This window comes from Cupriavidus sp. 291-E7 (assembly GCF_057798835.1).
The window spans coordinates 51,893-73,056 of the sequence record NZ_JBYOJV010000006.1; the positions used below are offsets into that span (position 1 = coordinate 51,893).

Here is a 21,164-nt window from a genome sequence, read left to right on the forward strand (position 1 = left end):
ATTCATTTGAATGGGTTGCGGACATGCCTCAGTCTCCTTCCGTCGCATGCTTCGTCACCGGCATGGGGGCGTTCTTCCAACCACCGCCAAGTGCCTCGAAGAGCGCCACCTGCTTCAGCGCGACCTGTGCATCCGAATCGGCCAGCGCCTGTTCCACGTCGGCCAGCACGCGGTCCGCATCCAGGCTGGTCAGCGACGACACCTTTCCTCCCGCATACAGCTCCCGCTTTTCCGTGGCGGCTACCGCCGCGGCATCGCGTGATTTCTGAAGACCGGCATTGCGCTCCAGTTCGTAGCCATAGGCGCTCAGTGCCGTTCTGGTTTCTTCAAGGGCTTTGAGCACGACGCCATCGAACCTGGCCAAGGCGGCATCGGAGGCCGCGCGTACGCCGTGGATGTGTGGAAGTGCGCCATTGCTTGGGAAGTTCCAGGTGATCATCGGGCCGACTCCCCAGTGCACGGTCGCACCCGAGCCCAGGTCGTCCAGTACGCCGGTGACCCCGGCGGAAGCGCCGAGCCGAACGGTGGGGAACAGATCGGCAGTGGCCACACCAATACGCGCTACGTGCGATGCAAGCTCGCGCTCGGCCTGCCGGACATCCGGGCGACGCCTGAGCAGCGCGGTGCCGTCGCCAACAGGCACCGGGCGCTGCACCACTGGCAGGCCATGACAATCCTGTCGTACCGAACCGGGCGGCTCTCCAAGCATGACCGACAGGCGATACGACGCCGACGCCTGCCGGGCCTTGAATTGCGGAAGCACCGCGCGCAGGCGCTCGGCCTGCGCATTGGCCTGTGCCACGTCTCCCGGTTCATTGCGCCCGGCGGCAACAAGCCTGCGCGTCAGGCTCACCGCACGCTCCTGGATCTCAAGCTGGCGCTCGGCGACATGCAGTTCATGCGATGCCGCGCAGCCTTCAACGTAGGCGCGCACCGTCTGTGCGACCACCGCAACCCGTACGGAGTCCAGCGCCGCCTGGCTTGCCTCGACATTCGCCAACGCAGCCTCGTCGGCCCTGGCCAGCTTGCCGAACAGGTCCAGCAGGTACGACACGCCAATGCCATAGTCGCCAATATTGAGGACCGGCACCTTCTTCGTTTGCAGAAAGCTCTCGCCAGATAGTTGTGTGCGCTGGGTTGCCGCGCTGACACTGCCCTGGACCAGGTTCTCCGCCTCAACCTCGTGATAATTCGCAATGGAACGCTGCAGATTGGCCGCAGCCACACGCAGGTTCGTGTTGGCCAGCAACGCTCGCTTTACCAGTTCATCGACCTTCGGATCATCGTAGAGACGCCACCAGTCATCCGGCACCGCGCCACGGGTCGTGATCTTGCTGTCGGCATCCACCAGTGCGGCACCGGCCGCTGGGTCAGTTATCACCGCATCCCGCGGCACCTTGTAGTCGGGACCCACCGTGGTGCAGGCAAACAGTGTTGGCAAGAGCCCGGCGATGACCATCGGGCCAAGGTTCAGCCTTCTCATCTCGAAGCCTCCTTCCCGGGGCGAATCGATGTTACGGAGCCAGTCGACTCACGCACACTAACCGTCGCCGTCCTGCCCGAGACGAGCCTGACATTGGCGGGGACATCCCGAAGTGCCACGCGCACCGGCACCCGCTGGGCCAGCCGCACCCAGTTGAATGTCGGATTGACGTTGGGAAGGAGATTGGCGCCAACGTTGCGATCGCGATCCTCGATCCCGGCGGACACGCTCTGTACCACGCCGTGCAGCACCTCGTGCTCGCCCATCAGCTGTACATCGGCGGCGTCGCCAATGTGAATGCGTGGGAGCTTGGTTTCCTCGAAATAGCCTTCGATATAGATGGCGTGCTGGTCGACCATCGACAGCGCGGGCTTTCCGGTCACGACATAGTCGCCCAGTCTTGGCAGGCGGTCGTTGAGATACCCGTCCACAGGCGCCACGACGTGAGAGCGCTCCAGGTCGAGACGGGCCTGGTCCACGGCTGCCGTGGCCTGGGCGACTTCCGCCTGCCCTTCCTCCACCCTTGCCTGCGTCATCTCGGTGGCCTCCGTTGCCACGACCGAAGCCAGTTCCCGATTGCGCCTGTTCTCGCGCTGGGCCTGTGCCAGCGTCGCGCGCTTCTGTGCGAGCGTCGCCTCCGCCTTGCGCAGCGCGAGGTTGAATCGGTCGGGATCCACGATGAACAAGACCTGCCCGCGATGAACTGTCGCGTTGTCCGCTACCAGGACCTGCGTGACAAGCCCCGAAACGTCCGGCGAGACCTGCACGACGTCCGCTCTCACGTGGCCATCGCGCGTCCACGGGGCCGCCTTGTAGTAGTCCCAAAGATGGACACAGGCAGGGACGGCGCAGATCACCGCGAGGACAGTCACGACGACGGGCGTTACTAGCAGAGCTCTCTGTTTCATACCAATCCAGACACACGACACCAGGGGGAAGAGCCGGTAGAGGCCATCGCGGATACCGCACGGATGGACCGGCGCGACGTCTTTGAAGTCGCTGGCCGAAGCGTAGGGAATGCGGCCGATTCTGCAGAGATACAGATGTCGGGAAAGGGATGAAGATCAGTTGGCGCGCATCACGCGCTGCACGCAGGCGACGCAAACTGTTCCGCTTCAATCGCGTCGATTTTGTATGCGTAACCGTTCGACCCTGTCTCCTACCATGCCTTCCAGCAGGCCAGCATGTCATCCGCCACGGCGGTCGGTGCCTCGGAACACGAGGCGTCATGACAGCCAATGTCCTGCGCGACACGCAATCTTTCGAAAGGAAACCAGATCATGAAAGTCGACCTCTCCACCCTTGTTTCCGGCGTCATCCTTGGTGCCAGCATCCTGATCTACGCCCCCGCTCAGGCACAGGGCCCGGTAGCGCACGCAGCAAGCGCGGACAGTTACGACTACGCGCTTCACAAGACCGGCTTCAGCACCTATACCGACGGGGCCAACGGCATCAAGCGTCCCGAGCCCTATACAGACGGTGCCAACGGCATCAAGGCGGCCGACCCGTACAGCGACGGTGCAAACGTCCTGGACAAGCGTAGTCCGTTCACCGACGGTGCCCACGGCAGTGCCGGTCTCGAAGTGGCGGGCATGGACCACACCGGTGTCTCTGCGCCGCCAGCACGCAGCATCCTGGACGGCGAGGGCAGTGCGGCCTGAGATGCATTGACGCCCTGACCGGGCGTCGCGATCCGATGGCGGGGCTTGGCACAAGCCCCAGCCATGACGAACCAACCAGCACAGATCCCCTGATGAAATCCGCGCTCTCCTTTCTTCTCTTCACCGTCACGCTCGGTGCCAGCATCGCCGCGCATGCGGGCCCCAACTGGCAAGTCATTGACGCCGCACGCGCACACGCGCGTCAGGCGGCTGCCGCACACTGCGCCGCCTCGCACGCCATCGCAACGCACAACCGTTGATGGAACAACCGCGGGGCCGAACCCCGCGCCGGTCTCTGCCGGTTCGCATCACGTGGCGTCCTGGCGACGTCCGGCATGCCTCAAGATTTCACGCGGCAATCCGTTGACGTCGAAGTGTCACTTCCGACGGAATCGCATTGCACCCGAATCATCGCCCCCTCCCGTACGCCGCCGACCTGGCAGCCGGGCGCGACATCTCGCCCGCGCAAGGCGAGTCCCCCATCCTTGAATGGCTGCTGCATGACGACCAGGTGATGCGGGAGTGCTTTGGCCACGCTACCGCCATTCTGAAAAGCGTGACGCAAGCGACCATATCGGCAGTGCTGCTACTGGATGCGGAACACCAGCACTACAGGGCCGAGGTGGGGCTGTCCGTACTCCCCATTCCACGCAGGCAGTCGCTGTGCAACTACGCGGTGCAGGCCGATGACCTCTTCATCGTGGCCGATACGTTGGCGGATACGCGGTTCGTCGACTGCAGGTTGGTCACATCGGCGCCTTTCGCCCGATCCTATGCCGCAATCCCGTTGCGCGGACCCGATGGCGACATCGTCGGTGCGCTCTGCGCTATGGATCCGCAACCCGCCCGCTTCTCCCCCGCTCACGCCGAAGTATTCCGGTACCTGCGCGCAATGATCGAGAACGACCTCCGGTTGCGCACGGCCACCGCCACGGATCCGCTCACCAGTCTCTTCAACCGGCGTTACATGCTGGAGAGCATCCGCAGATCATGGGACGGGGCCGCCGACGGCACCGAGATGGGCGCGGTGATGGTCGATATCGACTGGTTCAAGCAGTACAACGACACCTACGGTCATCAGGCCGGTGATGCCTGCCTGCGCCAGGTAGCCACCGAGCTCCAGAGCATCGCAGAGGCGTACAAGATGATTGCGGGCCGCCTCGGCGGCGAGGAGTTCGGCCTGTCGCAGTGCGGACTCCGGCGGGCAACCTTTGAGGCCGCGCTGGAAAAGCTGCGCGCCGGCGTGGCCAGCCTGGCCATCCAGCATCGCCAGTCGCCGGCCGGCATCGTGACAGTGAGCATCGGCGCGGCCGTGACGCAACGGACAGGCAGCACCGATCTTGCGCGCCAGATGACGTTCGCTTCCGCGGATCGCGCGCTCTACCGCGCCAAGGCCGAGGGGCGCAACCGCGTGGTGATGGACTAGATCGCCTGGCTGTCGCCTCGGTGCGCCGCCGCGGCTAGCTCAGCCACCGGTCCAGCGCATAGAAGGGCAACAGCCCCGCCGACTGGCGCACATTGCGAGGGGCCACGCGCACGAACCCCATGACATCTCCGAGCCATGACACCGAGGCCGAACCCTGTTGCGCATGGATGGCGACGCGATCGCAGCCGTCGTCGGAACTGGCCAGCGACGCCCGGAAGAACTGGTCAAGGCCGCTGGCGGCTGGTGGCTCGGCCTGCTCCGTCCGGACAGACCTGACGGGCGGAAAGATCGTCTCGCGCCCCTGAAGCCTCCTGAGCATCGGCGTCACCAGCAACGTGAACGTGGTGTAGGCGGCGGCAGGATTCCCCGGCAGGCACACGGCGATCTTGTTGCGCACCTGGCCCAGCGTGATGGGCATGCCGGGCGTCATGTTCACCTTGCGGCACAACAAATGGCCGCCAGCGGAAATCAGCGCGGGTTCCACCAGGTCGCGATCACCGCCGGACGTGCCGCCGGTAATCAGCACGATATCGGATTCGCCTGCCAGCTCGATAATGGCCTGATGCAGCTCGTGCTCGTCATCGTGAACATGCCTGCGGTTAACGACAATCGCGCCGATGGACTCGACCATTGACTCGAGCATGGGTCCATTGACATCGCGCACCTTGTGAGGCGCGGCCGCGACGTCCGCGAAGCAAAGCTCGTCGCCGGTAATCAGCAACGAGACCTCCACGATGCGGAAGGCCCACACCGATTCGATCCCCTGGGAGGCCAGCGTCGCGATATGGCCGGCAGTCAGCACCGTGCCGGCCGTGATCATCACATCGCCCTCCTTGCTGTCCTCGCCTTTGCGCCTGACGTTTGCGCCGCGCCGATGCTGTGCATCCAGCCGGACGCCGGCCTCGCATACCTCCGCATCCTCGACGCAGATCACCGTGTCGGCGCCCGCTGGCATCACCGAGCCGGTGAACAGTCGAATGACATGCCCCGGCTTCAGGGCCTCGGGCGCCATGCCCGCGTAGCAGATCTGCTGCACCGGCAGCACGCCGCCGGCTGCCGCGTCTTCCATCGCCAGGGCGTAGCCGTCAACGGCACTCTTGTCCGCCGACGGGGAATCGGCGCAGGCGACCACATCCCGGGCCAACACGCGCCCTGCCGCACCGCCGAGCCAGATTCGCTCCGTTTCGGCGACGGGCTCAATGGATGACGCAAAGAGGACCTGCGCCTCGTCAAAACTTAGCATCGCGCATCTCCGCATAGTCGGCGCGCAGGGTTTCACTTGTCGTTGAAACCCACACGCATCCGCATATCTCCCGACAGGAATCCACTCGCGCCGGCGCTTTGACGGGAACGTTGCATCCGGAGCCGAACGCTAGTCTGGCAACATGCGCGCCGTGGGGCGGAGTACAGATGATTGACTTCCGCCGCACTACAGACCACCCATGCGCGGCGACACGGCTTGCGTGGCGTCCCGAGCCAGGAAATCCACCGATAACGCCACTTGTGACCGACAGCGGAGGCGCGAACTGTCATCCCTATCGCAGCCAACGGCGCATCACAATGACGTGGTCGCGGCGCACAAGTCCTGCAAGCTTCCCCAGCTTGCCGTCCTTCCCCCCAAAGGACATCCCTCCACTCCCGGACTTTCCCGCGACACCTCCGCCCCCGGCTTACCTCTCCCGATTCCGATACACAGTTCCCGTCGCGCAAGACCAGAACAGTGGTTTTCCACCGGCGCGCGCATATTCCCGGGACCATTGCCACATCAGGCGTGCAGCTCGTTTTCCTACTGATTCGCCGCGAAACGGCCAGAACTGTATCTCCCGGAAAAGCGCTGCGTTTCTTACTCTTCGGCATCGCGTCACGCGGCCCAGCACCGACGCCAACCCGAGGAGCACATGCGATGCACGGACTCACAGCATTCGAGCTGGCACGAATACAGTTTGCTTTCACAGTCTCGTTTCACATCATCTTTCCCGCCATCACCATTGGACTCGCGAGTTTTCTCGCCTTCCTGGAAGCCCGATGGCTCATGACCAGGAATCCCGTCTACAAGACGCTCTTTGACTTCTGGGTCAAGATCTTTGCCCTGAATTTCGGCATGGGGGTGGTGTCCGGGCTGGTCATGGCCTACGAATTCGGCACCAACTGGAGCTTCTTCTCCGAATTCGCCGGTGGCGTCACGGGTCCATTGCTGACCTACGAGGTACTCACCGCGTTCTTCCTGGAAGCCGGTTTCCTGGGCGTCATGCTCTTTGGCTGGAGCCGCGTGGGTCCGGGCCTGCATTTCTTCTCGACGCTCATGGTTGCCCTGGGCACCCTGATTTCCGCCACCTGGATCCTGGTGTCCAACAGCTGGATGCAGACGCCCGTGGGGTACGCCATCGTGGCCGGCAAGGTGGTGCCGACCGACTGGCTGGCGATCATCTTCAACCCATCCTTCCCGTACCGCCTGGCGCATATGGTCGTCGCCGCGATGCTGTCGACCGCGCTCTTCGTTGCGGCGGCCGGTGCATGGCAGCTGCTGCGCGGCAAGGCCAACCCCGCCGTGCGCAAGATGTTCTCCCTGGCCATGTGGATGGTGCTGGTGATCGCACCAATCCAGGCCGTCGTCGGCGATGCCCACGGCATCAACACGCTGGAACACCAGCCGGCCAAGATCGCCGCCGTGGAGGGTCACTGGAACAGCGCCAAGCCCGGTGACACCGGTGGCTTCCCGCTGATCGTGTTCGGCATCCCGGACATGGAGCGCGAAGAGACCCGCTATGCCATCGAGATTCCCCGGCTTGGCAGCCTGATTCTCACGCATTCGCTGGACGGACAGATTCCCGGCCTCAAGTCATTCCCCAAAGAAGATCGCCCGAACTCCACCATCCTCTTCTTCACGTTCCGCGCGATGGTCGGGCTGGGCGTGCTGATGATCCTGTTCGGCGCGCTCGGCCTGCTGCTGCGCCGCACCGATGTGCTGTACCGGTCGAAGGCATTCCTCCGCATGGCGGTAGTCATGGGCCCGAGCGGACTGGTTGCACTGCTGGCTGGCTGGATGACGACCGAGATTGGCCGGCAGCCCTGGGTGGTCTATGGCCTGCTGCGTACCCGCGACGCGGTGTCCAACCATGACTTCGGTCCTGTAGCCATTTCGCTGGTGATGTTCGTGGTGGTGTACTTCGTCGTGTTCGGGATTGGCATCCGCTACATGCTCAAGCTCGTGAACAAGGGTCCTTCCGAGGCCGAACACAACGCCCCGGACCGCGCATCGTTCCCGGTTTCCATCGCACGACCGGTCTCCGCGCTCGGCAGCCATCAACATTAATCAGGAGACAGCAATGGGTATCAATCTTCCCGTCATCTGGGCGGTACTGATCTTCTTCGGCGTGATGATGTACGTCATCATGGATGGCTTCGACCTTGGCATCGGCATCCTCTTCCCGTTCGTCGGCGACCGCCATGATCGCGACGTGATGATGAACACGGTTGCGCCGGTCTGGGACGGCAACGAGACGTGGCTGGTGCTGGGTGGCGCCGCCATGCTGGCCGCCTTTCCGCTGGCCTATTCGGTGTTGCTGAGCGCGTTCTACCTGCCGCTCATGTTCATGCTGATCGGGCTGATCTTCCGTGGCGTCGCCTTCGAGTTTCGCTTCAAGGCCAGTGATCGCAGCCGTCCGCACTGGGACAAGGCGTTCATTGGCGGATCCCTCACCGCCGCCTTCTTCCAGGGCGTGACGCTGGGCGCCTATATCGATGGCGTGGCGATGAATGGCCGGCACTACGTGGGGGGCGCATTCGACTGGGTTGCACCGTTCCCGCTGTTCACCGGTGTTGGCGTCGTCGTGGCCTATGCGTTCCTGGGCGGCACGTGGCTCATCATGAAAACGGAGGGCCGCCTTCAATGGACGATGCTGCGCCTGACCAACGTGTTGATCGGCGTGGTGCTCGCATTCATTGCAGCCGTCAGCGTCTGGACGCCGCTGACCCATCCGGAGATCGCGCAACGCTGGTTCTCGCTGCCCAACCTGTTCTTCTTTCTGCCTGTTCCGCTGCTGGTGGTAGCCGCGGCAGCCGGACTGTATCGCGCCATTCAGCATCGACCGAATGTTTCGCCGTTCCTGCTTGCGCTGGTGATCGTCTTCCTGGGATACACCGGCCTGGCCATCAGCATCTGGCCCAACATCATCCCGCCGGGTATCTCGATCTGGGACGCCTCGTCGGCACCGCAAAGCCAGGGCTTCGCCCTCGTGGGCACGCTGTTTATCGTACCGATCATCCTGACCTACACGTCGTGGTCCTATTACGTGTTCCGCGGCAAGGTCAAGCGTGGCGAGGGGTATCACTGATGACAACGCAAGCGAAACAACCTCTGGCCAATCAACTGCTCTGGCTGCTGGCGCTGTGGTGCGGGGGTTTCGGCGCCGCATTCGCCCTGGCGTGCGTGATACGTGGGGCCATGCATCTGGCCGGCATGACCAGCTGATGGATCGTCGATGAACGCTGCTTCGAAGCGCATCGCGGCCAGCCAGCCACTGGCCACATGGCTGAGCAAGGATATGCGGCGATGGGTCTACGCCATCAAGGTGTTTGGCGCTGCCATGCTGGCGCTGTACATTGCGCTGGCGCTCGGCCTGTCGCGGCCATACTGGGCCGTGGCAACCGTCTACCTGGTGTCCAGCCCCCTGACCGGTGCAACCCGGTCGAAGGGCCTTTACCGGGTAGCCGGCACGCTGCTTGGCGCGGCCGCCGCGGTAGGCATGGTGCCGACGCTGGTCAACGAGCCCGTGGTGCTGATGGCCGCGATTTCGCTGTGGGCCGGCGCCATGCTCTATCTTTCATTGCTGGAGCCGTCGCCGCGCAGCTACGTCTTCCTGCTGGCGGCGTACACGCTGCCGATCGTGGCGCTGCCGGCGGTGTCCGACCCCGCGAGCATCTTCGATGTGGCCCTGCTGCGGGTGGAAGAGATCGTCATCGGCATCGTCTGCGCGAGCATGGTCAGCGCGTTGATCTTGCCGTCGAACATCGCCCCCGAGCTGGAGGAGCGATTTGCGGGATGGGTCGCGCAGGCACAGGCCTGGACCACCGGCATCCCGATGGACCGCATCGATTCGCACACCCGGATCGAGCGGCACCGCAAGCTGACCGCGGAACTCCACACCATTCGAACGCTGATGGCACAAGCTGCCCATGAATCCGGCAACAAACGGACACTGGCGCGAGGTGCCGCCCTGCAGATGCGGTTGCAGGAAATGCTGCAGGCCCTGGAGGCACACGGCATGACCGACCCTGCCGCCGCCAACGCGCCGTACGCCCCGCGCGACGCGGCCACGCCTTCAATCCCGGCGGCTCTCCGCGATCATCGCCGGATGCTGGTGCAATCGGCGTCCGCCGCAACCGCCACGTTCCTGGCCGGTGCTCTCTGGATGCTCTCTGGCTGGATCGATGGCGCTGGTGCGGTGAGCCTGGCAGCGCTGACTGCCTGCTTCGTCAGCACCCTGGATGTACCACGGCACGCTGTCCGGCGTGTGCTCCTGTCGAGCGTCGCCTGCCTGTTGCTGGCCTGTTTCTACCAGTTCGTCGTACTGCCGAACGCTATCGATTTCCTGTCGCTGGTCTGCCTGTTTGCCATACCCTATCTATGCATCGGCTTCCTGATGACACGGCCGGACTTTGGCATTACCGGCGTCCTGCTGGCAGTCACTACCGCCTCCTTCGCGAACGTCCAGCAAATCTACGAGGCCAACTTCGCCGACTTGTTCAATACGAGCCTGGCGGCTTCGGCCGGCATCCTGTTCGCCGCAGCCTGGGTCGTGATCGCAAGGCCGCTCGGCAACAATGGGGCACCGAAAGCGGGCCGACGAGGCATGGGTACCGCATCCGTTGCACGCCCCACCGCCGCCGCAAGAAGGGTCCAGGCCAAGACACCCACTGTCCGGGAGGCCAGCCATGCAGATGAATGACTTCGATATCTATGGGGTATTCGTCCCCGCCTTGCTGTTCTGGATGCTTGTGGCGCTGGCGGTAACGGCGGCCATCAGAGGAGCGTTGTCGTGGGCGGGCCTGTACCGGATGGTGTGGCACCGCTCGCTGTTCAACGCCTCGGCCTACCTGATCGTGCTGGCCATCATCGTCTGGATGACGCGATAGCCCGCGGGCCGGTCACCGGCGGCGTTCACACAGGTTCGTCGCCAGTCGGCCCAGCGTCTGCAAGGCCGCGTCGAGTTCGGGCGACCATTCCCAACTGTAGTTCAGCCGGATGCAATGACTGTAGGTGAACCCCGGCGCGAACATATGGCCGGGTGCGACAGTGATGCGCGATTCCAGCGCGGCGTGGTACAAGTCCATAGCGTCGACGCCGTCCGGCATCTGTACCCAGAGCACGTAGCCGCCAGCGGGCCGTGACGTGGTGGTGCCTTCCGGAAAGAAGCGGCGAACGCTGGCCGTCATGATCTTCGCCTGCTGCGCATAAGCCTTGCGGACGCGCCTCAGGTGGTAGTCATAGCCATCGTTCTTCAGGAACTCGGCAATGGCCAGTTGCGGCAGCGACGGCGTGGTCAGGGTATTCAGGAATTTCAGCCTTTCCACGCGATCATGGTAGCGGCCGGCCAGGGTCCAGCCAATGCGCGACGCATTGGTCAGCGTTTTCGAGAACGACGAGCAATGCAGGATGATGCCGGCCGTATCGTACGTCTTCAGGGAACTCGGATGGCTGGCCTCATAGTAGAGCTCGCCGTAGACATCGTTCTCGATGGCGGGAATGTCCTTTTCCGTCAGCATTTCCACGAGCTTGCGCTTCTTGTCGTCCGGCATCTGGAAGCCCAGCGGATTCTGGAAGTTCGGCATCACCATGCACGCGGTGATCTGTTTTTCGTCGATCAGTTTCGCCAGCGCATCCAGGTCGATACCTTCCGTCGGATCGGTGGCCACTTCCACCGCCCGCATGCCCAGCCGTTCGATGGCATGGAGCATGGCGTAATACGTGGGAGATTCCACCGCGATGGCGTCGCCGGGCTTGGCCACCGCCTGCAGGCACAGGTTGATGGCCTCGGTGGCGCCGATGGTGATGATCATCTCGTTGGGATCGATCGCGTAGCCATTTTCCAGGTAGCGCCGCGAGATCTGCCGGATCAGCTGGGGGCTGCCAGGCGGCAGGTCATCCAGCACGTTCCATTTCGTGTATCGCCTGGCGATGTTGTTCGAATACTGCGTAATGCGCTGCCAGGGAAACATCGATGAGTCGGGATAGGGGGAGCCCAGTGCCACTGCCTCGTCGGAGCGGATCGACCGCAGCGTGGAAAGCACCAGCGCGCTTACGTCAACCGCGGACGGGCGCTCGCTGGGCCGCGACGCACGCAGCTCGACCACGGGCTCGCCCGAGCGCTTGCGGACAAAGTAGCCCGATTGCGGGCGGCTTTCGATGACGCCCCGGCTCTCAAGTTGCGCGTACGCCCGGATCACCGTCGTCAGGCTCAATCGATGATGCTGGCTCGTTTGCCGTACAGAAGGAATGCGCTCCCCGGGCAGCAGCACCCCTTGCTGAACCATGCCCTCGATCTCTCCAGCGAGCTTTTCGTACAGTTTCACTCACGTCTCCTGCTTGCTTGTTTTGTGATGAGAATCACGCTCTCCGCCGCCTCCCCCGGCACGCTGGCGCAGTCTGCAAAGCAAGATCCATTGCCAGGCGGTGCCTGGCAATGCCAATAGTCATAGTATGCAAGCAGGTGCCACCGCTCCAACCCGCCAGTATGCGGCAGTGCACGCTAACGTCTTGTGCGCCGCACCAGGGCGCCCCCGATTGGGGCGCCGTGCCGCATCCAAACTGGCTGCCTCGGCGGCGCTCACGCCGCGGCTTTCTCCTGGCTCCTTGCCAGATTCAGGATCACCGGCACCGATTTGGAGGTGGGGGTGTTGCACCCGTCGCCGGTGCTTTCCAGCGGCACCAGCGGATTCGTTTCGGGATAGTAGGCACCCACGCAGCCTTCGGGGATGTCGTACTCCACCAGCTGGAAGTCCTCTACCCGCCGCGTGACACCGTCGCCCCAGACACTGGTGATGTCGACTTTCTGCCCTGCCTTGAACCCCAGCCTTGCAAGATCGGCCGCGTTCATGAACACCACCCGGCGCAGTCCGAATACCCCGCGGTAGCGGTCATCGAGGCCATAGATCGTGGTGTTGTACTGGTCATGGGAGCGCGTCGTCATCATCACCATCAGCGCGTCGCCATACTGCTCGCGTGCGCGGTGGATGGGCGAGTCCTTGTCGATGGCGTGCACCTTGAACTCGGCCTTGCCAGATGGGGTATGCCATACGCGATGGCATGCAGGCGGCGTCAGGTGGAACCCACCCGGCACCTCCACACGCGCGTTGTAGTCGTCGAACCCATCCAGTACCTTCTCGATGACATCGCGAATGCGCGCGTAGTCCCGCGCATACCAGCGCCAGTCGATCTGGCGGGAGCCCAGCGTGGCATGCGCCATGCCTGCAACGATGGCCGTCTCCGAAAGCAGGTAGGGCGATGCGGGCCGGTTCATCCCGTATGAGATGTGGACCATGCACACGGAATCCTCCACTGTGACACCCTGTGCCACGCCGTCCTGCATGTCGATTTCGGTGCGGCCGAGAGTGGGCAGGATGAGCGACTGCTTGCCGTGCACCAGGTGGCTTCGATTGAGCTTGGTGGAGATATTCACCGTCAGGTCGCATTGCCGCAGGGCATCGAAGGTGCGCAAGGTGTCCGGGGTCGCCGTCGCAAAATTCCCGCCCAGGCCAACAAAGACCTTGACCTTGCCCTCGAGCATCGCCGAGATCGTGTGCACCACGTCGTAACCGTGCTCGCGGGGCGGCTCGAAACCGAATACCTGCTTCAGCCGGTCCAGAAACTGCGGCTCGGGCTTTTCCTCGATGCCCACGGTACGATCACCCTGCACGTTCGAATGGCCCCGTATCGGCAGCAGGCCTGCACCCGGCCGGCCGATGTTTCCCCGCATCATCGTCAGGTTCGAAAGTATCTGGATGGTCGGCACCGAATGCTTGTGCTGCGTCAGGCCCATGCCCCAGCAGGCGATCACGCGCTGCCCCTTTGCATAGACCTGCGTGAGCGCGTCGATGTCTTCGTACCCGACGCCCGACTCCGCGACGATGTCCGACCATGATTCCGCGCGCAAATCTTCGGCAAAGGCTTCATAGCCGTCGGTATGCTCGCGCACGAAATCCAGATCGATCAGACGCTCGTGGCCGTGCTCGGCGGCCCGGTCATCCATTTCCACGAGGCGTTTGGCCATCCCCTTGATCAGCGCGAAGTCGCCCCCAAGCTTTGGCTGGACGAACATCGACGCAATCTTGGTACTGCTGCCGGTGATCATTTCCATCGGGTGCTGCGGGCTCGTGAAGCGTTCGAGTCCACGCTCGCGCAGCGGATTGATCGATACGATTTTGGTCCCCCGCCGCACACATTCGCGCAGCTCGCCGAGCATGCGAGGATGGTTGGTCGCTGCGTTGTGGCCGAAGATCAGAATTGTGTCGGCGTGCTCGAAGTCATCCAGCACCACGGTGGCCTTTCCCACGCCGATTGTCCCCGGCAGGCCACGGCTGGTCGCTTCGTGGCACATGTTCGAGCAGTCGGGAAAGTTGTTCGTGCCATACGCGCGCACAAACAGCTGATACAGGAACGCTGACTCATTGCTCGCGCGCCCGGACGTGTAGAAGCTGGCCTGATTGGGATCGTCCAGTGCGCGGAGATGCCGGCCGATCATCGCAAACGCCTCGTCCCATTCGATGGGCCGATACTTGTCAATCTTGCCGTCATAGACCATCGGGTGGGTCAACCTGCCGTGCTGCTCCAGTTCAAAGTCCGTCTGTTGCATCAGCGACGACACGGTGTTCTGCGCGAAAAACTCCGGCGTCACCCGCTTGCTTGTTGCCTCGGCCGCCACGGCCTTTACACCGTTCTCGCAGAACTCAAAGGTCGAGGCGTGATCGCGATCCGGCCATGCGCAGCCCGGACAGTCAAAGCCGTCTGCCTGATTCTGCTTGAACAGCAGCTTGTACTTGTCCAGACCAACCTTCTCTTTGATCAGGTTGATGGCGACGTACTTCAATGCCCCCCAGCCGGCAGCGGGGTGGGTGTAAGGTTCGATTTCGCCTTTCTCGGGTAAGGGAGCATTCATGGGGGCGGTTCCTGTCAGATGTGCGCGCCTTGGGCCCAGCCACTGTGGCCAATCGCTTCGCGCTGCGTGTGGGAATGAGCGCAGATTACGAGCAGCCGCCAAGCGAAGGCGCGTACAAAAATCCGGGAAGCGTCAGAGTACAGTGAGGCGCCATGAATGATGGCTGCGTGCCGCATCAACTGACCCCCTGTGGAATGAAGCCAACTGTATCTCTCGCCGGGGTCCGCACTCTCTATATTTGCGGCGAAACCGGCTCAGGTGAGTTGGTAGCGGTCATCGGGCCGCATCTCCTGCGGTGTTTCACAACCGCAGAGCTCCATCAATGACCGCTCGATATTGCACGCGATGGCATCAAGCGGCAGGGCGTTCGGGGCCAGGCCGAACGGGTCCGAGACTTCGTCGGCGATAGCTTCCAGTGCGATCAGCGTGTAGGCAACAAAGACGCTGATGATCGGCGTGAAGAGTTCCGTCGAGTCGACGAGGCCGAACGGTAGCATGATGCAGTAGGCGTAGACGGTGCGGTGTAGCAGCACACCATAGGCAAACGGGATTGGTGTGGAGACGATTCGCTCGCAGCTGCCGACAGTTACCTCCAACGCGTTGAGCTGCGCATCGAACATCCATAGCGTCGTGTCGGCTGCCGGCCTGGTTGACACGATTGCAGCAAGCTCGGAGCGCACTTCGTTCAGGATCGCCACGGGCCGGTAGTGCTTGCCCTGGAGCGCGTTCGCTTCCTCCTGGTCCAGAAGCCGATACAGGTCACTGAACGGATCGGTCTTCCGCAACTGATGCTTCAATGCGTAGCCAAATGCCACGATCTTGCGGACCATCACCACGCGGTCCACGCCACCGCCCTCTGGCAAATAGCTAAGGATCTGGGACGTAAGCGAGCGGGAAGCAATCAGAACGGCGCCCCATACCAGCCTGGCTTCTTTGTAGCGCTCAAAGCTTGCGTTGTTCCGAAACGCCAGAAAGATGGTGAGTGCCACGCCAAACAACGTGAATGGGGCGGTATTCAACGGGATCTTCTCGCCCAGAACGCGGCCTTGCGTGAGCACCGCGAAGCCACTGACGAAAGCCAGGAAGAGGAGCTGGGGAATAATGGTTTGCAGTACGGAGCCATTCCAGACGAACAGCATACTGAACCAGTTTTCCTTCGGTCGCACAATCATGTCCGTCCTCCAGCGCCACAACGGTCCTCCGCGCCCCGGCGGCGCCCGCGCTGCTATCCTGCCTGCCGCGATTCACCCCCCGTCTTGCTGGCCTCCTTCTTCGCGCCGGCCTCCTTTGCCGTCGTGGTCTTTGCCGTTGGCTTCTTGTCCTTTGCCTTCGCGGCCGCCGGTGCCTTGGTGATGGTCACTTCCTCCTTGTCCTTGTCGTAGCCCATTTCAACGGTATCGCCAGACGATATCCCGTCGCCGAGAATCTGCTTTGCGAGCCTGGTCTCCACCTCCTGGCGAATCTGGCGCTTCAGTTCGCGCGCGCCAAACTCGGGCTGATAGCCAATGTCGACCAGATGATCAACCAGCGCTTCGCTCGGCTTGATGACAATGTCCTGGGCCGCGGCCGTGCGTATGACCCGGTCAAGCTGAATTTCGACCACTGCACGGATGTTCTCGCGCGTCAGTGCATGGAACACGATGATGTCGTCGATTCGGTTCAGGAACTCAGGCCTGAAATGGCCTTTCAACACCTTCATCAGTTCGTCGCGCAACGCCTTCTCGTTGCGGCGGGACGCCTCCGGACGTTCAAGGTTTTCCATGATGACGGAGGCGCCGAGATTGCTGGTGGCGATGATGATCGTGTTGCTGAAGTCCACCACGCGCCCCTTGCCGTCGGTCAGGCGTCCATCGTCAAACACTTGCAGCAGCACGTTATTGACGTCCGGATGCGCCTTCTCGATTTCGTCCAGAAGAATCACGCTGTAAGGACGCCGCCGGACGCGCTCGGTCAGTTGCCCACCTTCGTCGTAGCCAACGTATCCCGGTGGCGCCCCGATCAGCCGTGCCACGGCATGGCGCTCCATGTACTCCGACATATCGATGCGGATAATGGCCTGTTCGTTGCCAAACACCGTTTCAGCCAGCGCCTTGGCAAGCTCGGTCTTCCCGACGCCCGTCGGGCCAAGGAACAGGAAGGTTGCGATGGGCCGATGAGTCTGGCCAAGTCCGGCGCGCGACAGACGCACCGCGTCGCTGACCGCCAGCACCGCGTCGTCTTGCCCAACGACGCGCTCGCGCAGTCTCTCCTCCATCTTGAGAAGCTTCTGGCGCTCCTCCTGCGTCAGGTCCGTGACGGGGATGCCGGTCAGGCGCGAAACGACCTCCGCCACCGATGCCACCGTCACCTCCAGCGTTTCGGAGCCGGTCTTCCGCTGCCACTCCTCGGTCAGGTCATCGAGCCGCTTTTGCTTGTCATTGATGCGGGATTCGAACTCCTTGGCCTCGTCGAACCGCTTGCGTGAGGACGCATAGTCCTGCTCACGCTTGAGCTGAGCAATCTCCGCTTCAAGCTCCTGGATCTCGGGTGGCCGCGACGTCGAACTGATTCGCACACGCGCGGCGGCCTGGTCGATCAGGTCGATCGCCTTGTCCGGCAGGAATCGAGACGTGATGTAACGGTCCGACAATTCCGCCGAAGCCACGAATGCGTCGTCCGAGAACGTGACCTGGTGATGGGCTTCGAGTTTGTCGCGCAAACCCCTGAGGATAACGATCGTCTGCTCGACCGTGGGTTCCGGGACCAGCACGGGCTGGAATCGCCGCTCCAGGGCAGCATCCTTCTCGATGTACTTCTGGTATTCGTTCAGCGTGGTGGCGCCGATCAGGCTCAGTTCGCCGCGTGCCAGTGCCGGCTTCAGTACGTTGGCGATGTCGAGTCCGCCCTCGCCCCCGCCCTGGCCGGCGCCCACAATCATGTGCAGCTCGTCGATAAACAGGATCAACTCGTCATGCTTGGCAGTCACCTCGTCGATCAATTGCTTGGCACGCTCTTCGAACTCACCGCGGTACTTTGCGCCCGCGACCATCGAGTTGATATTGACTTCCACGAGCCGCTTGCCGCGCAAGACCTCCGGAACGTCGCCATTGACAATACGCTGCGCCAGCCCTTCGACGATAGCGGTCTTGCCGACCCCAGGTTCGCCAATCAGCACGGGGTTGTTCTTCTTGCGCCGTGCGAGCACTTCGATAGCGTTCTCTATCTCCAACGCCCGACCCAAAACGGGGTCCAACTTGCCTTGACGCGCCATGACCGTGAGGTCACGGCCGAACTTGTCCAGCGTGGGCGTGCCCGATGGCGTATCGACCCGCCCGTCCTCGGCGCCCTTTCCAACGATCTTGACCACCTTCTGACGCAACGCCTCGGCGCTGACGCCGTACTTCTTGAGCAGCGTTCCGGCAATACTCTCCGGCACGCTGGCCAACCCGATCAGCAGGTGTTCCGGACCGACATAGGAATGGCCGAGATCCCTCGACGCCTGAAACGCATACTGGAAGGCCTTCTTCAATCTGGGCGAAATGGTCATGCGATCCAGTGAGGCATCGGGGTCAGCCGTGCCTTTCTGTGCATGCTGGTCGATGTAGCCCCTGATGTCTTGCGGGGAAAGCTTCAGTTCCTTTAGCAGCGCCGCCACGACATCGGTATCGGCCAGGACGTAAAGCAGATGTTCCGTATCGAGCTCCCGCCGATGGAGTTCGTGCGCCTTTTCGGCGGCACGCTGCAGCAGCTCCATCGTCTGCTCGCTGAATGCGTCCGTTACATCGACCGATTCGCGGGGCACCTCGGCGGACATGGCCTCGTCGTCATGGCCCATCGCCCCGTCCAGGCCGCCAAGAAACTGCGACAGTCCCCCGCCGCCGAGCAGCGAATCGAACGGATTCTGCATGCTCTGGTGGCGCATGAGCTGCCGATAGTCGTAATCACAGATCGACAGCGATTTCCGCTCGCCATTCTGTACCACCGTCACCCGCGCTACAGCAGGGCGCGCATTGCAGATTTCGCAAAGAGTCGGCATGACAATCTTCCTCCTCGGACCATTCGATATCCAGGCGTTCCAGACCGTGCCACATGCGGCATATTGCAGCGCTGGCTCAACCAGGCTCGGCGCGGACTACCCTTACCGGTATCGATTTGTAGGACGGCGTACCACTGTCCGGATCGATGTAGTCAAGCGGAACCAGTACGTTGGCTTCGGGATAGTAGGCGGCGACCGAGCCGCGGACGATGTTGTCGTACGCAATGGCCGTTAAGCCCTTCAGATGCAGTTTGCGATTGGAGACCACCGTTTCGATATCGACAATATCGCCATGTTCGAGCCCGCGCCCCGCCATGTCGGCTTCGTGCATGAACAGAACGTCCCGACGACCAAACACGCCACGATAGCGGTCGTCCAGAGCATAGATCGTGGTGTTGTATTGATCGTGGCTGCGAATCGTCATTAGACGCAGCACGTCCTGAGCGCCAAGCACGTCAGCATCTTCCTTCACGCCGCCATAGACCGAGAACACCGCCTTGCCTGATGGCGTGGTCCATCTTCGCTCCGTGGGGGGCAATGGCAGCCGAAAGCCGCCGGGTTCTCGAATGCGCGCGTTGAAGTCTTCGAAACCGGGCACGGTTTTTTCGACCAGGTCACGAATCTTGTCGTAATCGGCAATGAGCTCCGACCAAGGCACTTTGCTGTTTGGCAAGGTTGCCTCCGCCATTCCGGCAATAATCGCCGGCTCTGAGCGCAGATGCTCGGATGCAGGGGGCAGCCTGCCTGCGGACGCATGCACCATCGACATCGAATCTTCAACGGTGACCGACTGTGGCCCACCCGCCTGGATATCCAGCTCGGTTCGGCCCAGGCAAGGAAAGAGATAGGTTTCCTTGGCAACCAGCAAATGGGTCCGATTGAGCTTGGTGCCGATATGCACGCTGAGGTCGAGCTTGCTCATGGCTGGGAATGCCTGGTCCGAATCGGGGAGTGCCACTGCGAAGTTACCGCCCAGGCAAATCAGCGCTTTCGATTTTCCTTCGATCATCGCCTGCATGGTTTTCACCGCGTCCCGTCCATGCTCGCGCGGCGGCTTGAAACCAACGGTGTTCTCGATTCGCTGAAGAAAGTCCTCCGACGGCTTTTCCGTGATGCCGACCGTACGGTTTCCTTGCACGTTCGAGTGGCCGCGCAGCGGGCAGATTCCAGCGCCAGGCTTGCCGAAGTTGCCGCGCAGGAAAAGCAGGTCGGCGATCAGCCGAACATTCGCCGTTCCCCGGCTATGCTGGGTCACGCCCATGCCGTAAGTCACGATCGTCGCATTCGACTTTGCATAGAGCCCAGCAACGGATTCAAGCTCGGCCCGGGTCAGGCCGCTCGCCTTCTCGATGTCCTCCCACGACGTAGCCTCCAGATCCTTCGAGAACGCTTCAAAACCTTCGGTATAGAGCGCGATGAAATCCTTGTCGAGGATATCCCCCTGGTCGCCCTCCATTTTCAACAATGCTTTCATAATGCCCTTGAGGGCGGCTGCGTCCCCGCCAGCGGCAACCTGATAATAGGTCGACGCGATTTGCGTCGAACCATAGGTCGCCATCTCCAGCCAGTTTTGCGGATCGGCAAATCTTTCCAGCGCCCGTTCCTTCAGCGGGTTGAAGACAATAATCGGAACATTACGCCTGGATATTTCATGCAATGTTCCCATCATGCGAGGATGGTTGGTTCCTGGATTATGGCCAATCGCAATTACCAGCTCGCATTTATCAAAGTCGTCCAGTGAAACCGTTCCTTTTCCGATGCCTATCGAAAGAGGCAGCCCGACGCTGGTGGGCTCATGGCACATATTCGAACAATCGGGAAAATTATTACTCCCGTATTCCCGGGCAAACAGCTGATAGAGATAGGCCGCTTCATTCGAGGCCCGTCCCGACGTATAAAAATCGACCTGTTCTGGCGACAAGCTCCGGAGGATTTCTCCAATTCGGCTAAATGCCGCGCTCCATTCGACCGGCCGGAACGTATCGGTTGTCCTGTCATACACCATCGGATTGGTGATGCGGCCCATGTCTTCGAGCTGGTAATCAGACATTTGCAGCAGGGACGTCACCGTGTTGCTCGCGAAGAAGTCCGGGCGCACTCGTTTGGTGGTGGCCTCCCACGTCACGGCCTTGGCACCGTTTTCACAGAACTGGAAAGTGGATCGATGCTCCTTGTCGGGCCAGGCACAACCAGGGCAATCGAATCCGTCCGGCTGGTTGGTCCTGAGCAGCGTGATTGGCGCCTTGACGCTATCCATCTGCGTGCGAATCGCCTGAGTGGTTGCCCGCAGTGCTCCCCATCCCCCGGCCGGTCCGTCATAAGGACGCACGCCGGGCACCTCGCGTCGAATTGCCATGATCGCTCCCTCAACAGATTTGCCGAGATCTATGCTCGCGCTCACATAGGACACCTCAAACTAATCGCA

16 protein-coding genes are annotated in these 21,164 nt (G+C 62.2%); 8 read left to right on the forward strand and 8 right to left on the reverse strand.

The annotated features are described in order from the left end of the window. Positions 1 to 28: 28 nt before the first annotated feature. Together AC3FLX_RS12345 and AC3FLX_RS12350 are read right to left on the reverse strand one after the other, a co-directional pair. Entirely contained in the window at positions 29 to 1,483 is a 1,455-nt protein-coding gene (locus tag AC3FLX_RS12345; RefSeq protein ID WP_488696852.1) for an efflux transporter outer membrane subunit, read from the reverse strand. Beyond that, the gene (locus tag AC3FLX_RS12350) at positions 1,480 to 2,391 is read right to left on the reverse strand and encodes an efflux RND transporter periplasmic adaptor subunit (RefSeq protein ID WP_488696854.1); all 912 of its coding nucleotides are present in this window, start codon (positions 2,389 to 2,391) and stop codon (positions 1,480 to 1,482) included. Before AC3FLX_RS12350 ends, AC3FLX_RS12345 begins: the two co-directional genes overlap by 4 nt. Before the next feature lie 372 nt (positions 2,392 to 2,763). Here AC3FLX_RS12350 and AC3FLX_RS12355 point away from each other — a divergent pair, with 372 nt between their 5' ends. The 3 genes from AC3FLX_RS12355 (at position 2,764) to AC3FLX_RS12365 (ending at position 4,570) form a co-directional block, all read left to right on the forward strand. Beyond that, positions 2,764 to 3,144: a hypothetical protein gene (locus AC3FLX_RS12355; RefSeq protein WP_488696856.1), complete on the forward strand. Its 381-nt coding sequence runs from the start codon at positions 2,764 to 2,766 to the stop codon at positions 3,142 to 3,144. A gap of 92 nt (positions 3,145 to 3,236) precedes the next feature. Continuing rightward, entirely contained in the window at positions 3,237 to 3,404 is a 168-nt protein-coding gene (locus tag AC3FLX_RS12360; protein WP_488696858.1) for a hypothetical protein, read from the forward strand. Positions 3,405 to 3,541: 137 nt separating this feature from the next. Continuing rightward, positions 3,542 to 4,570 (forward strand): GGDEF domain-containing protein, encoded by a 1,029-nt coding sequence (locus AC3FLX_RS12365; RefSeq protein ID WP_488696860.1) that lies wholly within the window; start codon positions 3,542 to 3,544, stop codon positions 4,568 to 4,570. Between the two features lie 34 nt (positions 4,571 to 4,604). Here the strand turns inward: AC3FLX_RS12365 and AC3FLX_RS12370 are convergent, their stop codons facing one another. Next, entirely contained in the window at positions 4,605 to 5,813 is a 1,209-nt protein-coding gene (locus AC3FLX_RS12370) for a molybdopterin molybdotransferase MoeA (RefSeq protein WP_488696862.1), read from the reverse strand. A 660-nt stretch (positions 5,814 to 6,473) separates the two neighbouring features. Between AC3FLX_RS12370 and AC3FLX_RS12375 the strand changes: the two genes are divergently transcribed. From AC3FLX_RS12375 to AC3FLX_RS12395, 5 genes are read left to right on the forward strand one after another with little or no spacing between them, the layout of a single operon-like run. Continuing rightward, positions 6,474 to 7,883: a cytochrome ubiquinol oxidase subunit I gene (locus AC3FLX_RS12375; protein ID WP_488696864.1), complete on the forward strand. Its 1,410-nt coding sequence runs from the start codon at positions 6,474 to 6,476 to the stop codon at positions 7,881 to 7,883. A gap of 13 nt (positions 7,884 to 7,896) precedes the next feature. After that, the gene (cydB, locus tag AC3FLX_RS12380; protein WP_488696866.1) at positions 7,897 to 8,904 is read left to right on the forward strand and encodes a cytochrome d ubiquinol oxidase subunit II; all 1,008 of its coding nucleotides are present in this window, start codon (positions 7,897 to 7,899) and stop codon (positions 8,902 to 8,904) included. Then, a complete protein-coding gene (locus tag AC3FLX_RS12385; RefSeq protein ID WP_488696867.1) occupies positions 8,904 to 9,041 on the forward strand; it encodes a DUF2474 domain-containing protein in 138 nt (45 codons plus the stop codon). The genes cydB and AC3FLX_RS12385 overlap by 1 nt, the downstream gene beginning before the upstream one ends. Positions 9,042 to 9,051: 10 nt before the next feature. After that, positions 9,052 to 10,518 carry an FUSC family protein gene (locus AC3FLX_RS12390; RefSeq protein ID WP_488696869.1) on the forward strand — a complete coding sequence of 489 codons (1,467 nt, stop codon included), beginning with the start codon at positions 9,052 to 9,054 and terminating at the stop codon, positions 10,516 to 10,518. After that, on the forward strand, positions 10,505 to 10,705 hold the full coding sequence (locus AC3FLX_RS12395; RefSeq protein WP_488696871.1) for a DUF1656 domain-containing protein: 201 nt from the start codon (positions 10,505 to 10,507) through the stop codon (positions 10,703 to 10,705). The genes AC3FLX_RS12390 and AC3FLX_RS12395 overlap by 14 nt, the downstream gene beginning before the upstream one ends. A gap of 12 nt (positions 10,706 to 10,717) precedes the next feature. Here AC3FLX_RS12395 and AC3FLX_RS12400 read toward each other — a convergent pair whose 3' ends face one another. From AC3FLX_RS12400 to AC3FLX_RS12420, 5 genes are all read right to left on the reverse strand, one after another. Next, the gene (locus tag AC3FLX_RS12400) at positions 10,718 to 12,142 is read right to left on the reverse strand and encodes an aminotransferase-like domain-containing protein (RefSeq protein WP_488696873.1); all 1,425 of its coding nucleotides are present in this window, start codon (positions 12,140 to 12,142) and stop codon (positions 10,718 to 10,720) included. A 254-nt stretch (positions 12,143 to 12,396) separates the two neighbouring features. After that, on the reverse strand, positions 12,397 to 14,724 hold the full coding sequence (locus AC3FLX_RS12405) for an FdhF/YdeP family oxidoreductase (RefSeq protein WP_488696875.1): 2,328 nt from the start codon (positions 14,722 to 14,724) through the stop codon (positions 12,397 to 12,399). A gap of 254 nt (positions 14,725 to 14,978) precedes the next feature. After that, a complete protein-coding gene (locus AC3FLX_RS12410) occupies positions 14,979 to 15,896 on the reverse strand; it encodes a bestrophin family protein (protein ID WP_488696876.1) in 918 nt (305 codons plus the stop codon). 53 nt (positions 15,897 to 15,949) lie between these two features. Further along, entirely contained in the window at positions 15,950 to 18,739 is a 2,790-nt protein-coding gene (locus tag AC3FLX_RS12415) for an ATP-dependent Clp protease ATP-binding subunit (protein ID WP_488696877.1), read from the reverse strand. Between the two features lie 76 nt (positions 18,740 to 18,815). Then, positions 18,816 to 21,095: an FdhF/YdeP family oxidoreductase gene (locus AC3FLX_RS12420; RefSeq protein WP_488696879.1), complete on the reverse strand. Its 2,280-nt coding sequence runs from the start codon at positions 21,093 to 21,095 to the stop codon at positions 18,816 to 18,818. Between the last annotated feature and the right edge of the window lie 69 nt (positions 21,096 to 21,164).

What these genes read in the sequence shown, in the direction of transcription:
- AC3FLX_RS12375 (WP_488696864.1), top strand. Translation starts at nt 6,474, where the DNA reads ATGCACGGACTCACAGCATTCGAGCTGGCACGAATACAGTTTGCTTTC.
- AC3FLX_RS12405 (WP_488696875.1), bottom strand. Translation starts at nt 14,724, where the DNA reads ATGAATGCTCCCTTACCCGAGAAAGGCGAAATCGAACCTTACACCCAC.
- AC3FLX_RS12345 (WP_488696852.1), bottom strand. Translation starts at nt 1,483, where the DNA reads ATGAGAAGGCTGAACCTTGGCCCGATGGTCATCGCCGGGCTCTTGCCA.
- AC3FLX_RS12390 (WP_488696869.1), top strand. Translation starts at nt 9,052, where the DNA reads ATGAACGCTGCTTCGAAGCGCATCGCGGCCAGCCAGCCACTGGCCACA.
- AC3FLX_RS12395 (WP_488696871.1), top strand. Translation starts at nt 10,505, where the DNA reads ATGCAGATGAATGACTTCGATATCTATGGGGTATTCGTCCCCGCCTTG.
- AC3FLX_RS12355 (WP_488696856.1), top strand. Translation starts at nt 2,764, where the DNA reads ATGAAAGTCGACCTCTCCACCCTTGTTTCCGGCGTCATCCTTGGTGCC.
- AC3FLX_RS12360 (WP_488696858.1), top strand. Translation starts at nt 3,237, where the DNA reads ATGAAATCCGCGCTCTCCTTTCTTCTCTTCACCGTCACGCTCGGTGCC.
- AC3FLX_RS12415 (WP_488696877.1), bottom strand. Translation starts at nt 18,739, where the DNA reads ATGCCGACTCTTTGCGAAATCTGCAATGCGCGCCCTGCTGTAGCGCGG.
- AC3FLX_RS12410 (WP_488696876.1), bottom strand. Translation starts at nt 15,896, where the DNA reads ATGATTGTGCGACCGAAGGAAAACTGGTTCAGTATGCTGTTCGTCTGG.
- cydB (WP_488696866.1), top strand. Translation starts at nt 7,897, where the DNA reads ATGGGTATCAATCTTCCCGTCATCTGGGCGGTACTGATCTTCTTCGGC.
- AC3FLX_RS12385 (WP_488696867.1), top strand. Translation starts at nt 8,904, where the DNA reads ATGACAACGCAAGCGAAACAACCTCTGGCCAATCAACTGCTCTGGCTG.
- AC3FLX_RS12370 (WP_488696862.1), bottom strand. Translation starts at nt 5,813, where the DNA reads ATGCTAAGTTTTGACGAGGCGCAGGTCCTCTTTGCGTCATCCATTGAG.
- AC3FLX_RS12420 (WP_488696879.1), bottom strand. Translation starts at nt 21,095, where the DNA reads ATGGCAATTCGACGCGAGGTGCCCGGCGTGCGTCCTTATGACGGACCG.
- AC3FLX_RS12350 (WP_488696854.1), bottom strand. Translation starts at nt 2,391, where the DNA reads ATGAAACAGAGAGCTCTGCTAGTAACGCCCGTCGTCGTGACTGTCCTC.